This is a genomic window from Roseateles sp. GW821-FHT09G03, from assembly GCF_059416045.1.
Genome location: NZ_JBWKOK010000002.1, coordinates 695,969 through 709,234, shown reverse-complemented (window position 1 = coordinate 709,234; position 13,266 = coordinate 695,969). Strand labels below are relative to the sequence as shown.

Here is a 13,266-nt window from a genome sequence, read left to right as displayed (position 1 = left end):
CGATCAAGCTGGAGGCCTGACCCGTCCGCCCGGCGGGCGGGGGTGGGCACGGGGCTTGCAACCTGCCCCTCCCGACCGTCCACCGGAGGCGGTCCGTCCCCTGGAGACCTCATGCATGCGCTGACCCTTCCGGCCGCTGGCCACTATGACGAGATGCTGCTGCAAAGCGGCGCGATCCGGCCCAGCTACCAGGCCTTCGCGGACTGGCTGCACGCGCAGACGCCCGACGCCCTGGCCAAGAAGCGGGCCGAGGCCGACCTGCTCTTCCACAAGGTCGGCATCACCTTCGCCGTCTACGGCGACGAGGCCGGCGCCGAGCGCCTGATCCCCTTCGACACCGTGCCCCGCATCGTGCCGGCCGACGACTGGCGGATGCTGGAGCGCGGCCTGCGCCAGCGCGTCACCGCGCTCAACCGCTTCCTGTGGGACATCTACCACGACCACGAGATCGTGAAGGCCGGCCTGATCCCCGCCGAGCAGGTCTTCGCCAACGCGCAGTACCAGCCGGCGATGCAGGGGCTGGACCTGCCGCTGGGGGTCTACGCGCACATCACCGGCGTGGACCTGATCCGGCATTCCGACGGCGGTTATTACGTGCTGGAGGACAACCTGCGCGTGCCTTCCGGCGTCAGCTACATGCTGGAGAACCGCAAGATGATGATGCGGCTCTTCCCGGAGCTGTTCGCGAAGTATTCGATCGCACCGGTCGCGCACTACCCGGCGCTGCTGCTGAACACCCTGCGCCAGGCCAGCCTGGCGGACAACCCGACCGTCGTCGTGCTGACGCCGGGGCCGTTCAACTCGGCCTACTTCGAGCATGCCTTCCTCGCCCAGCAGATGGGCGTGGAACTGGTCGAGGGCCAGGACCTGTTCGTCAAGGACGGCTTCGTGTTCATGCGGACCACCGTCGGCCCCAAGCGCGTCGACGTCATCTACCGCCGCATCGACGACGCCTTCCTCGACCCGCTGGCCTTCCGGTCCGATTCGATGCTGGGCGTGCCGGGCTTGCTGTCGGTCTACAAGCAGGGCCACGTGGTGCTGGCCAACGCGGTGGGCACCGGTGTGGCCGACGACAAGTCCATCTATCCGTACGTGCCGGACATGGTCCGCTTCTACCTGGGCGAAGAGCCCATCCTGCACAACGTGCCGACCTGGCAGTGCCGCAAGCCGCAGGACCTGGACCACGTGCTGGCCAACATGGCCGAGCTGGTGGTGAAGGAGGTCCACGGGGCCGGCGGCTACGGGATGCTGGTCGGGCCGGCCGCCACGGCGGCCGAGGTCGCGGACTTCAAGGAACGGGTGAAGGCGAATCCCTCGAACTACATCGCGCAGCCCACGCTGTGCCTGTCGAGCTGCCCGACCTTCGTCGAACGCGGCATCGCGCCGCGCCACATCGACCTGCGACCCTTCGTGCTCTCGGGGCGCGAGGTCAACATGGTCGCTGGCGGCCTGACGCGCGTGGCGCTGAAGGCGGGCTCGCTCGTCGTCAACTCGTCGCAGGGCGGCGGGACGAAAGACACCTGGATCCTGGAGAACTAATGATGAAGCCCCCACGCTCACTTCGTTCACTGCCCCCCGAGGGGGCGCACGCCCCCCTTGGGGCGGCCCGGCGGGAGGCTTGAATGCTCAGCCGTACCGCCGCACAGCTCTACTGGATGAGCCGCTACATGGAGCGCGCCGAGAACCTGGTGCGCATGCTCGACGTCACGCACTCGCTGTCGCTGCTGCCGCAGTCGCGCGGCGCGGCGACGGAGCTCGCCGCGCCGCTGGCCGTGACCGGCACGCTCGAGGCCTACCAGGCGCGCCACCCGCGATTGAGCGCGGAGCAGCTCTTCCGCTTCATGGGGATGGACCTGGAGAACCCGGCCTCGGTGCTGTCCTGCATCCGGCAGGCGCGCGAGAACGCGCACGCCGTGCGCGGCCAGATCACCGCCGAGATGTGGGAGGCCATCAACACCAGTTGGCTGGAAGCCCGCGAGCTCGCGCGCAAGGGCGTGGCCGAGCCGTCGTCGTTCTTCGACTGGGTCAAGGAGCGCTCGCACCTGTTCCGCGGCGCGACCTACGGGACGCTGCAGCGCAACGACGCCTACTGCTTCATCCGGCTGGGCACCTTCGTCGAGCGCGCGGACAACACCGCGCGGCTGCTGGACGTGAAGTCGCAGCTGATCGCGCCCGCGGTGGACACGCTGGCGCCCGTCGACGCACCCAGCGAGAGTGCCCCCGACTTCTATGCCTGGAACGCGCTGCTGCGGTCGCTCTCGGCCTTCGAGGCGTATCACGCGGCCTACCGCGACAGCCTCAACGGCCGCCGCGTGACCGAGCTGCTGATCCTGCGCCCGGACGTGCCGCGCTCGCTGCGTGCCTGCTGCGACGAGATCCGCGCGGTGCTGCCGCAGATCGAGGCGCGCGGCGGCGACGAGGACGCGGGCCGCAAGGTCAAGCAGAGCGCCGGCCGGCTGGCGCTGCGGCTGGAGTATGGTGCGGTGGACGAGATCCTCGACCAGGGGCTGCATCCCTGGTTGACGGGTTTCCTGCAGGATTCGGCGCGGCTGGGCCGCGACATCCAGCAGGCCTATTTCGAGGCGCAGTGAAACCAGGAACAGCGCCATGCATCTGCACATCTCGCACGAGACGGTCTACGCCTACGACTCCCCGGTGGCGCGCAGCACCCAGTACCTGCGCCTGACGCCGCGGCCGACGCGCGGCCTGCGCGTGCTGCACTGGCAGCTGGAGCTGCCCTCGCCCGCCAGCGCCTGCAAGGACGCGTTCGGCAACACGATGCATGTGCTGAGCCTGGACGGCCCGCGGCGCGACATCGTGCTGCGCGCGATCGGCGAGGTCGACACCGACGACGCGCCGCCCACGCCGGACCCGGAAGAAGAGCTGCCCTCCCCGCTGTTCCTGCGCGACAGCCCGCTGACGCGCGCGGACGACCAGCTGCGGCAGTTCGCCGCCGGATTCGCGGACGCCGCGAAGGCCGACGCGCACGGGGCGCTGCTCGCGATGATGGCGGCGATCGGCGAACGCATGCCTTACGTGCGGGGCTACACCGACGCGGCGACGCCCGCGGCGGAAGCCTTCGAGACGGGCCACGGCGTCTGCCAGGACCATGCGCAAGTCTTCGTCTGCTGCGCGCGGCTGCTGGGGCTGCCGGCGCGCTACGTGTCGGGTTACCTCGCGACGGACTTCGAGCATGTGGCAAGCCACGCCTGGGGCGAGGTGCGTCTGCCCGCGGCCGATGCCACCGAACCCGCGCACGGCATGGCCGGCGGCTGGCTAGGCTACGACATCAGCAACCAGTGTCTGGCGGACGGCCGTTACGTGAAGCTGGCGACCGGCGCGGACTACCTGGACGCCTGCCCGGTGCGCGGTGTCCGCACGGGTGGCGGACTGGAGACGATGCGGGCCGAAGTGCATGTGAAGCCCGGCACGACCGACCAGCAATGAGCGTGCACCACGACGGCGCGCTGCAAGCCTGATGCGCTAACCTTCCGCCCCATGACTTACTGTGTTGCCATGCGGCTGCGTGCCGGCCTGCTGTTCGCGTCGGATTCGCGGACGAACGCGGGCGTGGATCACATCGCCACGTTCCGCAAGATGAACCTGTTCGAGCAGCCCGGCGAGCGCCTGATCACGCTGCTCACGGCCGGCAACCTGGCGACCACGCAGAGCGTGGTGAGCCTGCTGCGCCAGCGCGCGACCGTCAACGGCCGGCACCTGATGAGCCTGACGTCGATGTACGACGTCGCGGAGCTGGTGGGCAAGACGCTGAAGGAAGTCGTCGCGCGCGACAGCGACGGCGTCGGGCAGCTGAACCAGGGCGTGGACTTCGGCGCCAACTTCATCGTCGGCGGGCAGATCCGGGGCGAGGCGCCGCGCGTCTTCCACGTCTATCCGCAGGGCAACTTCATCGAGGCCACGGAAGACACGCCCTACGTGCAGATCGGCGAGTCCAAGTACGGCAAGCCGATCATCGACCGCGTCATCGACTTCGAGAGCTCGCTGGCCGAAGCCACGAAATGCGCGCTGATCTCGTTCGACTCGACGATCCGGAGCAACCTGTCGGTGGGGCTGCCGATCGACATGCTGCTCTACAAGACCGACAGCTTCGCGCCGGCCGAGCCGCACCGGATCACGAAGGACGATCCCTACTTCACGACGATCAGCCAGGGCTGGGGCGGGGGGTTGAAGCGGGTGTTCGAGCAGTTGCCAGACGAAGACTGGTTCGCGTGAGCGGACGGCAAGCCCGTCACGGCTTGCCCTTGCAGTCGCAGACCTCGCTGCCGTTGTCGAAGACGACGCGCCAGCGACCATCGGCATCTAGCCGCCAGGTGGACGCGAAACGCGCGACCAGCTTGTCCTTCACGTGCACCGGTCCGGTGGAGTAGCCGAGCTTGCCGTCGGGCAACACCTCGACGAGATCGGGTGTCCAGGAGAACGGCGCTTCGGCGCCTTCGAAGAAGCGCTTCCAATGCGCGAGCACGGCGGCCCGGCCGCGCAGCGGCTGCTTGCCGTCGATGAAGATGGCGTCCTCGGCGACGAATTCGGCGAAGGCCTTGAAGTCCCGCTTGGCCATCGTGGCGGCGAAGGCGATCTCGGCGTCGCGGACAGGGTTCTGCTCGCCAGTGACGGAGGGCGTTGCTGCATTCAGCGACATCGCCGCGGTCGCGCTCAACGCGCCAGAGGCCAAGGCAAGCGTGGATCGGAGGATCGAGCGGCGGTCGGGCATGGCGGGGCTCCTCGAAGTGCGCCCCCAGTCTAGGTCGCACCCCGGACCCTGCCATCAGTCATCCAGCGACTTCAGGAACTGCTTCAACTCCGGCGTCCTCGGCGAACCGAAAACATCGGCCGGCGTGCCGATCTCATGCACCCGTCCCTGGTGCATGAAGATCACCCGGTCCGCGACCTTGCGCGCGAAGTTCATCTCGTGCGTGACCATCAGCAGTGTCATACCCTCGTCGGCCAGCGATTCGACGACGCGCAGCACCTCGCCGACCAGCTCGGGATCCAGCGCCGACGTGATCTCGTCGCACAGCAGCACCTGCGGCTCCATCGCCAACGCCCGCGCGATCGCCACGCGCTGCTGCTGTCCGCCGGAGAGCTGGTCCGGCATGGCATCGAATTTCTCCGCCAGCCCCACCCTCGCCAGCAGCGCACGCGCCTGCTCGGCGGCGTCCTTGTCGGAGCGCCGCTTCACCAGCGTGGGCGCCAGCATCACGTTGCGACCGACGCTCAGGTGCGGGAACAGGTTGAAGCTCTGGAAGATCATCCCGACCTGCTGCCGCAGCGCGCGCATCGCCATCGCGCTTTCGTATAGCAGCGGCTTGTCGGCCACGCGCAGCGAGCCCTCCTGGAACTGCTCCAGGCCGTTGATGCAGCGCAGCAGCGTGCTCTTGCCCGAGCCGCTCTTGCCGATCAGCGCGATCACCTCGCCGCGCATCACGTCCAGGTCGATGCCCTTGAGCACCTCGTTCGTTCCGTAGGACTTGCGCAGCGCGGTGATGCGCACGATGGGCACGCCGGGAGCGGGCATCGCCATCGGCGGGTTCATCTCGTCGATCGGGTGGTCGATCACGTGATCGATCAGCTTGTCAGGCAGTGCGGCCATGCTGCTTCCTTTCGAGGTGTTGGGCGGCCAGGCTCACGGGGAAGCACAGCGCGAAATAGAACAGCGCCACGCAGCCAAAGACCAGGAAGGGCTTGAAGCTCGCGTTGGCAATCATCCCGCCGGCCTTGGTCAGCTCCACGAAGCCGATCACCGATGCGAGCGCGGTGCCCTTGATGACCTGCACCAGGAAACCGACCGTCGGCGCGATCGCCAGGCGCGCCGCCTGCGGCAGGATCACGTGGCGCAACTGCTCGCCGAAACTCATCGCCAGGCTGCGCGCCGCCTCCCACTGACCGCGCGGGACGGCTTCGACGCAACCGCGCCAGATCTCGACCAGGTAGGCGCTCGTGTAGAGCGTCAGCGCCAGCGAGGCCGCCGTCCACGCCGAGACCTCGATGCCCAGGAGCGACACGCCGAAGTAGGCGAGGAACAGCTGCATCAGCAACGGCGTGCCCTGGAAGATCGCGACGTAGGCGCCGATCACGCGCTGCGTCTTGCGGCCCAGGCCGATGCGCAGGCACAGCAGCGTTCCGCCGACCAGCCCGCCGCCGATGAAGGCGATCAGCGACAGCGCCACCGTCCAGCGCAGCGCGAGCGCCAGGTTGCGCAGGATGTCCCAGAGGGTGAACTCGATCATGAACGCCTCCCGCCGCCGAAGAACCACTTCGGTCCCGCCCAGAGCAGCAGGCGACGCGTGATCAGCGACAGCGCCAGATAAATCGCCAAGGCGACGAAGGTCGCCTCGAACGCGCGGAAGTTGCGGCTGTGGATCAGGTTGGCGGCGTAGCTCAGTTCCTCGGTGGAGATCTGGCCGCACACCGCGGTGCCGAGCATCACGATGACGATCTGGCTGGTCATCGCCGGCCACACGCGCTTGAACGCGGGCGGCAGGATCACGCGCGTGAAGACCTGCGTCGGGCCGAGGGCCAGGCTTTGCGCCGCCTCCCACTGGCCTTTTGGCGCGGCCTGGATGCCGGCGCGCAGGATCTCGGTGCCGTAGGCGCCGAGGTTCAGCGTCATCGCGATCAGCGAGGCGGCCTCCGGCGACAGCTTCACGCCCAGCGCCGGCAGGCCGAAGAACACGAAGAACAGCTGCACGATGAAGGGCGTGTTGCGCAGCAGCTCGACGTAGACGCCGACGCCGCGCCGCAGCGCCGTCGACCCGCAGGCGCGGGCCCAGGCGCCCAGCGTCGCGATCAGCAGGCCGAGCGGCACGGCGATCACCGTGAGGCCGACCGTCCACGCGAGGCCGCGCAGCAGCAGCGGCCATTCGGCGAGGACGGCACCGAAGTCGAACTCGATCATGGGTGGCTCCCGATGTGCCTGCTAGGTGCGATCGATGCCGAGGGGCAGTGGACTCGCCGCTCAGAGCGGCAGCTCGCCCGCGCCGCGGCCCAGCCACTTCTTGGAGAGCGCCTCGAGTTCGCCGCCCTGCTTGGCGGCAGCGACGATCGCGTTGACCTTCGCGAGCAGCGCGTCCTCGCCCTTGGCCACGCCGATGAAGCACGGGCTGTCCTTGAGGAGCAGCTTGTATTCGATGTTCAGGCCGGGCTGGCGCTGCATCAGGTTGCCGGCGACGGCGGCGCTGGTGGCGACCACCTGCGTCTGGCCGGCGGCGAACGCGGCGATGGTGGCGTTGTTGTCCTCGAAGCGCTTGAACTCCAGCGTCGACGGCGCGACCTTGGCGAGTTCCTGGTCCTCCATGGCGCCTCGCGTCACGGCGACGGTCTTGCCGGCGAGGTCGGCGAAGCTCTTGATCGCCAGGCTCTTGGGCGCGAAGACGGCTTGATAGAAGGGCGCGTAGGCCGAGCTGAAGGCGATGACCTTCTCGCGCTCCGGGTTCTTGCCGAGCGTCGAGATGACGAGGTCCGCCTTCTTCGTCTGCAGATATGGGATGCGGTTGGCGCTGGTGACCGGCACCAGCTCGACCTTCACGCCGAGCTTGGCGGCGATCAGCTCGGCCATCGCGACGTCCAGGCCTTGCGGCTTCATGTCGGGACCGACGAAGCCGTAGGGCGGGTAGTCGGTCGGGATCGCGATCTTGATGGTCTTGGACTTGGTGATCGTGTCCAGCGCGGTCTGCGCGTGTGCGCCCAGCGCCATGACACCCAGGCTGAGGCCGAGGCCCGCCGCCAGCAGCAGGCGACGCGGCAGGAAAGCGCGGACGGAGGGACGGACGGCGTGGCTCATAACAAGGCTCCTAGGTAGGGGGCGGGGGCGGAATCGGAGGCGTCGGCCGCTGCCGTGCGCGCGCGGGAACGGCGTGCCGGTGCGGCGGGAGCCGACGTGGAGGAAGCGGCGGCGGAAGTCGAAGCGGAAGCACTCGACGCCAGCGGCGTGAGCGCCTGGCGAAGGTGATGCAGCGGGTCGTCGGTCTGCGTCTCGAGCTGCAAGCCGGCCTGCACGCTGGCGAGGTGCTCGGCCATCAGCGCCTCGGCGCGGACGGCGTCGCCCTGCTCGAGCGCGGCCACGATGGCGACGTGTTCCTGGCAGGACTGCGCGGCGTCGTGCGACGACTGGTAGAGCATCGCGATCAACGTGGTGCGCGCGGTGTAGTCGCGCAGCGTGTCGGCGAGCAGGCTGTTGCCGAGGCACTCGGCGAGACAGACGTGGAAGTCGCCGAGCAGGAAGCTGCGCGCGCCGATGTCGTCGCCACGCAGGGCAGCCTTCTCCTGCGCGAGGTGCTTCTTCAGGCGCGTGAGCGCGGGTTTGTCGAGCGGCCGCCGGCCACGAAGCAGGCCGAGTTCGATGACTCGTCGTGCTTCGAACGCCTCACGGGCTTCGTCGCGCGAAGGAGCGATGAGATACCAGCCGCGACGCGCGCTGACGGTCACGATGCCACGCGCGGCGAGCCGGGTCAGTGCCTCGCGGACGATGGTCCGGCTGCAGTCGAAGAGCAGCGCGAGCTGCTGCTCGCCGAGGCGCGTGCCCGGTGCCAGCTTCTGCGCGAGCACGGCATCGATGATGCGTTGGCTGATGTCGGTGGCGGTGATGCCCATGCACGGGGCTTTGCAGCTTCCGTGCCAGCGCGGGTCCACCCTGCCTTCCCAGGCTCATCTGTCTTGTATGCAAGCCAGAACGACACCCGCGCACCGCGGTTGCGCACAAGCTTGGTGTGGCGGGCACTGTCGCAGTGCCTGTGGGGACCTTATGCAAGCGCCTCGATTTGCTTCTGACGAGTCCGCCAAGCCAAGTGGATGAGCCGGCTCTCTGCGCGATCCAACATAGGCCCGTAGAAGAGTGGCTGCGTCGTCGCGAAACTCGCAGTTCCCATCTTCTGGTCCTCACAGCCCTCAAAGCGCTCGCCAACAAGATAGCCCTGGACACGCGTGTCGCGCCCGATCAGTTTGAGCTCTCGCAGTCGCTTGGCGCTGTCCCACACAACCAGTCGTTCCTTGGCACCGGCCTTGATTCCTGGCCGAGTCAGTACAACGACGATCAGTTGATCGATGCCGTTCTGGTCGAGGTCGGGGTCGGAAGCTGCACACGAATAGAAGCCGACACTCCGGTCCGGCGTCAAGATCGCGTGCAGATCCGGGAAGACGCTGGCGATGAGCAAGTTGGGAACGAATTCGATGGAGTCGAGCTGGGAATCCAGCAGCCAGAGATGGAGCCCGAATACTGGTTGAAGCTCAGGCGCTCCGCGGTCGGGGATGTCGACCAACACCCTGCGTAGGTCCTCGATCAACTCGAGGCGGCGCGAGATCTCATTCTGCAAAGCTTCGGTCATGGCTGACTCCTTCAGTTGTGAAGACAGCCAGTGTCAGAAAGAACTTCGGCGCCGAAAATGGCGCCGAATTGCAGGAGTCGCTGATATCTGAGTCAGTGTCAGCCGTCGACCCGCATCGAGTAGTCGACCGCCTTCGCGTCTTTGGTCAGGCGTCCGACCGAGATGCGGTCGACGCCCGTCGCCGCGATCCAGCGCAGCTGGTCGATGGCCACGCCGCCGGACACTTCCAGCAAGGCCTGACCCCCGGCGATCGCCACCGCCTCGCGCATCATCGGCTCGCTGAAGTTGTCCAGCAGCACGCTGACCGCGCCGGCCTTCAAGGCCTCGCGCAGCTGCTCGATGGTCTCGACCTCAACCTGGATGGTCACGCCGGCCTCCAGCGCCTGCGCCTGTTGCAGCGCCTGCGTCACACCGCCGGCCGCGGCGATGTGGTTCTCCTTGATCAGGATGCCGTCGTAGAGGGCCAGGCGTTGATTCGCCCCGCCGCCCACGCGCACCGCGTACTTCTGCGCCAGCCGCAGGCCGGGCAGCGTCTTGCGCGTGTCGAGCACCGCGCAGCCGCGCGGATTCGGGCTGGCGCCTTCGATCGCGCGCGCATGCGCCCGCGTCGTCGTCGCCGTGCCCGACAGCAGCTGCAGGAAGTTCAGCGCCGGCCGCTCCGCCGACAGCAGCGACCGGCCTTCGGCCTCGATGCGGCAGACCACCGTGTCAGGCGCCATGTCGGCGCCCTCTTCATACGACCACTCGATCCGTGACGACCCGTCCAGCGCCAGGAACACGCCCTCGAACCAGTCGCGGCCGCACAGCACCGCCGCTTCGCGCACGCGGACATGCGCCGTCACGCGCCGGCCCGCCGGCACCAGCCGCGCGGTCCAGTCGCTGACGCCGATGTCCTCGAACAGCGCATCACGGATGTTGCGTGCGCGGGCCTCGTCCAGGGTCTCGTTGTGATCGAACATCGTCGCGGGTCTCTGCCTAGCGCTGCGCTTACTCGGCCTCGCCGATCGTGATCGACAGTTCGCCGAAGCCCTCGATCACACCGGTGATCTTGTCGCCCGGCTTCACCGGACCGACACCTTCCGGCGTGCCCGTGTAGATCAGGTCACCCGGCTCCAGGTGATAGAACTGCGACAGGTTGGCGACCAGCTCCGGAATGCTCCAGATCATGTCGGACAGGTCGCCGCGCTGCTTCTCCACGCCGTTCACGGACAGCGTGATCGCGCCCTTCGTCAGGTCGCCCTGCTCCGAACGCGGCACCAACTCGGTGATCACCGCCGAATGCTCGAAGCCCTTGCCCAGGTCCCACGGCCGGCCGATGGCCTTGGCCTCGTTCTGCAGGTCGCGGCGCGTCATGTCCAGCCCGGCGGCGTAGCCCCAGACCGCATCGCCGGCCTGCTCGGGCGTCGCCTTGAACACCGGCTTGCCGATCGCGACGACCAGCTCCATCTCATAGTGCAGGTTCTTCGTCCCCGGCGCGTAGGGGATGGTGCCGCCCGACGGCGCCAGCGCGCTGGCCGGCTTGGTGAAGTAGAACGGCGGCTCGCGATCCGGGTCGCTGCCCATCTCGCGGGCGTGGGCGGCGTAGTTGCGGCCGACGCAGAAGATGCGGCTGACGGCGTAACGCGCGTCGGTGCCACGCACGGCCACGGCGGCCTGCGGCGCTGGGGGGAAGAGGTAGGTGCTCATGACGGTGCGGACGTAACGATCGAAACGATCATGAAAGGGAAGAAGCGAGCGCGCAGCATAACCTTGGCAAATCCGCGCCGCATTGCTAGGGTTGCGGCCATGTTTGAAGCCCGCCCCGCCGGTCAGCGCCTGACCGTCCTGACGTGTGCCCTGATCCTGGCCGCCTGCGCCAGCCCTGGCCCCTCCCCCACCCGTCCCTCCTCCGGCGGCCCCAAGGTCTCCTCCTGGCCCGACCGGGACGGGCCCGACGCCGTCATCCCGCCCGACCTGAAGAAGGTCCCCGACGCGGTGCCCAAGCTGGAATCCATCCGCAAGGGCGGCCCCAACAAGCCGTACGAGGTGCTCGGCGAACGCTACGAGCCCATCGCCGAGGACAAGCCGCTGGTGCAGAAGGGCCTGGCCTCCTGGTACGGCCGCAAGTTCCACGGCAAGCCGACGTCCAGCGGCGAGATCTACAACATGTACGCGATGACGGCCGCCCACGCGACCATCCCGATCCCGAGCTACGCCCGCGTGCGCAACCCAAAGAACGGGCGCGAGATCATCGTGCGCATCAACGACCGCGGCCCCTTCCACAAGGGCCGCATCATCGACCTGAGCTACACCGCCGCGCTCAAGCTGGACGTGCTCAACGGCGTGGCGCCGGTGGAGATCGAGCGCATCACCTACGAGGACATCCGCACCGGCGCGTGGACGCGGGACCGCGACACGCTCTCGCCCGATCCGAAGGTCGCCCCCGACACGCCGGTCTACGCGGCCGCCACGCCCAGCGGCGCGCCCGACCTGACGACCACCGCGCAGATGCGTCCGACGGTCACGCCGGTGCCGGCCCAGGTGCCGCTGCCGACGCCGGTGATGCCGCCGGTGGCCAAGGCGGATCGGCCCACGACATCGTCGACAGGGTCCACGACCCCTTCGACCGCCTCATCGGCGACGCCGGACGCGGGCATGACGCCGATCCCCATCACCGCGCTGCCGCCGGGCAGCGACCTGCCGCCGACGGGTCAGTCCAAGGCCGATGCGATGGCGGTCGCCACGGCCGGTGCGATCGCCGCGACCGACTCGCAGGCGCCGGTGCCCGCGCTGAAGATCACCGCCGCCGCGCAGGGCTACTGGCTGCAGTTCGGCGCGTTCTCCCGCATGGAGGGCGCGGAGCAGCTGCGCGAGCGCTTCACGCGCGGCATGGAAGAACTCGCGCCGATGCTGACGATCTTCAAGGACAAGAACCTGCACCGACTGCAGGCCGGCCCGTTCGCGAGCCGTGAGGACGCCCGCGCCGCCGCGGACCGCGTCCGCACCTCGATGGCGTTGACGCCCATCCTGGTCGAGCGCCGCTGAAGGCCCCGAGCGTCCCGCGCGCCGCGAGCGCAGGGCGCGGGCGTTCCGCCAGGCTCAGCGCCCGCCGGCCACGTCCAGCGTGGCACCGACGGTGTAGCTCGCCGCGTCGGACATCAACCACGCGATGACCTCGGCGATCTCCTCCGCGCGGCCGAGCCGGCCGATGGGAATGCCCTTGGCCGCCTCCGACAGCCGGGCCTGCAACTCGTCCGCGGGCAGGCTGTCGGCATGGATGTCGGTCTCGATGACCCCGGGGCGCACGCCGTTGACCCGGATGCCCTGCCCGATCAGTTCATGCCCGAGGCTCAGGGTCAGCGTGTCCACCGCGCCCTTGCTGGCGGCGTAGTCCGAATAGAGGTTCGCCGACCCGCGCTGCGCCGCGCGCGACGAGAGGTTGACGATCGCGCCACCGCGTCCGCCGTGCGCGGTGCCCATCCGCGCGGCGGCCTGCTGCGTGCAATAGATCAGCCCGAAGACGTTGACCTCGAAGACGCGCCGGATGCGGTCGGGGGTCAGGTCCGCCAGCGAGGCCATGCGCCCCACCACGCCGGCGTTGTTCACCAGTCCGGTGAGCCGGCCGAGCCGCCCGTCGATCTCGGCGAACATCGCCGCGACCTCGTCCGGATCGGCCACGTCGGCGCGGAGGGTCACCGCCCGCCGGCCCAACGCCCGCACGCGGCTCGCGACGCCTTCGGCCGCATCGGCATCCTGCTGGTAGTTGAGCGCCAGATCGTGACCGCGCGCCGCCAGCAGCAGCGCGGTCGCCGCGCCGATGCCGCGGCCGGCACCGGTGATCAGCGTGATCGGACGATCGGCCTCGCGGGTCGACGCGGCGGAGCCGCCGGCTCCCTTGGAGTCAGGGACATCATTCGTCATGAGCGCGATTGTGCGCGTCGCATCGCTT

15 protein-coding genes are annotated in these 13,266 nt (G+C 68.8%); 5 read left to right on the top strand and 10 right to left on the bottom strand.

Annotated elements, in window-relative coordinates; all coding sequences use genetic code 11:
• Positions 1–111 precede the first annotated feature (111 nt).
• The 4 genes from AC07OZ_RS10375 (at position 112) to AC07OZ_RS10360 (ending at position 4,233) form a co-directional block, all read left to right on the top strand.
• Entirely contained in the window at positions 112–1,539 is a 1,428-nt protein-coding gene (locus tag AC07OZ_RS10375; RefSeq protein WP_495467055.1) for a circularly permuted type 2 ATP-grasp protein, read from the top strand.
• Between the two features lie 83 nt (positions 1,540–1,622).
• Positions 1,623–2,591, top strand: a complete 969-nt coding sequence (locus AC07OZ_RS10370) for an alpha-E domain-containing protein (RefSeq protein WP_495467054.1) — start codon at positions 1,623–1,625, stop codon at positions 2,589–2,591.
• A gap of 16 nt (positions 2,592–2,607) precedes the next feature.
• Entirely contained in the window at positions 2,608–3,447 is an 840-nt protein-coding gene (locus AC07OZ_RS10365) for a transglutaminase family protein (protein ID WP_495467053.1), read from the top strand.
• Positions 3,448–3,498: 51 nt separating this feature from the next.
• Positions 3,499–4,233 carry a proteasome-type protease gene (locus AC07OZ_RS10360; RefSeq protein ID WP_495467052.1) on the top strand — a complete coding sequence of 245 codons (735 nt, stop codon included), beginning with the start codon at positions 3,499–3,501 and terminating at the stop codon, positions 4,231–4,233.
• Between the two features lie 16 nt (positions 4,234–4,249).
• Here the strand turns inward: AC07OZ_RS10360 and AC07OZ_RS10355 are convergent, their stop codons facing one another.
• The 9 genes from AC07OZ_RS10355 to AC07OZ_RS10315 all read right to left on the bottom strand — a co-directional run bounded on the left by AC07OZ_RS10355 (position 4,250) and on the right by AC07OZ_RS10315 (position 11,024).
• On the bottom strand, positions 4,250–4,729 hold the full coding sequence (locus AC07OZ_RS10355) for a YybH family protein (protein WP_495467051.1): 480 nt from the start codon (positions 4,727–4,729) through the stop codon (positions 4,250–4,252).
• Positions 4,730–4,783: 54 nt separating this feature from the next.
• Positions 4,784–5,551 (bottom strand): amino acid ABC transporter ATP-binding protein, encoded by a 768-nt coding sequence (locus AC07OZ_RS10350; RefSeq protein ID WP_495467362.1) that lies wholly within the window; start codon positions 5,549–5,551, stop codon positions 4,784–4,786.
• 40 nt (positions 5,552–5,591) lie between these two features.
• Entirely contained in the window at positions 5,592–6,245 is a 654-nt protein-coding gene (locus tag AC07OZ_RS10345; RefSeq protein ID WP_495467050.1) for an amino acid ABC transporter permease, read from the bottom strand.
• Positions 6,242–6,913, bottom strand: coding sequence for an amino acid ABC transporter permease (locus AC07OZ_RS10340; protein ID WP_431259795.1), 672 nt, complete (start codon positions 6,911–6,913; stop codon positions 6,242–6,244). The genes AC07OZ_RS10345 and AC07OZ_RS10340 overlap by 4 nt, the downstream gene beginning before the upstream one ends.
• 60 nt (positions 6,914–6,973) lie before the next feature.
• Positions 6,974–7,798 (bottom strand): transporter substrate-binding domain-containing protein, encoded by an 825-nt coding sequence (locus AC07OZ_RS10335; RefSeq protein ID WP_495467049.1) that lies wholly within the window; start codon positions 7,796–7,798, stop codon positions 6,974–6,976.
• Positions 7,795–8,607, bottom strand: coding sequence for a GntR family transcriptional regulator (locus tag AC07OZ_RS10330; RefSeq protein WP_495467048.1), 813 nt, complete (start codon positions 8,605–8,607; stop codon positions 7,795–7,797). The genes AC07OZ_RS10335 and AC07OZ_RS10330 overlap by 4 nt, the downstream gene beginning before the upstream one ends.
• A 149-nt stretch (positions 8,608–8,756) precedes the next feature.
• Positions 8,757–9,338, bottom strand: a complete 582-nt coding sequence (locus AC07OZ_RS10325; protein WP_495467047.1) for a hypothetical protein — start codon at positions 9,336–9,338, stop codon at positions 8,757–8,759.
• A gap of 98 nt (positions 9,339–9,436) precedes the next feature.
• Positions 9,437–10,297, bottom strand: a complete 861-nt coding sequence (gene nadC, locus AC07OZ_RS10320; protein ID WP_495467046.1) for a carboxylating nicotinate-nucleotide diphosphorylase — start codon at positions 10,295–10,297, stop codon at positions 9,437–9,439.
• A gap of 28 nt (positions 10,298–10,325) precedes the next feature.
• A complete protein-coding gene (locus AC07OZ_RS10315) occupies positions 10,326–11,024 on the bottom strand; it encodes a fumarylacetoacetate hydrolase family protein (protein ID WP_067279786.1) in 699 nt (232 codons plus the stop codon).
• 99 nt (positions 11,025–11,123) lie between these two features.
• Between AC07OZ_RS10315 and AC07OZ_RS10310 the strand changes: the two genes are divergently transcribed.
• Complete coding sequence (locus AC07OZ_RS10310) at positions 11,124–12,362, top strand: septal ring lytic transglycosylase RlpA family protein (protein WP_495467045.1); 1,239 nt, start codon at positions 11,124–11,126, stop codon at positions 12,360–12,362.
• 54 nt (positions 12,363–12,416) lie between these two features.
• Here the strand turns inward: AC07OZ_RS10310 and AC07OZ_RS10305 are convergent, their stop codons facing one another.
• On the bottom strand, positions 12,417–13,238 hold the full coding sequence (locus AC07OZ_RS10305) for an SDR family oxidoreductase (protein WP_495467044.1): 822 nt from the start codon (positions 13,236–13,238) through the stop codon (positions 12,417–12,419).
• Between the last annotated feature and the right edge of the window lie 28 nt (positions 13,239–13,266).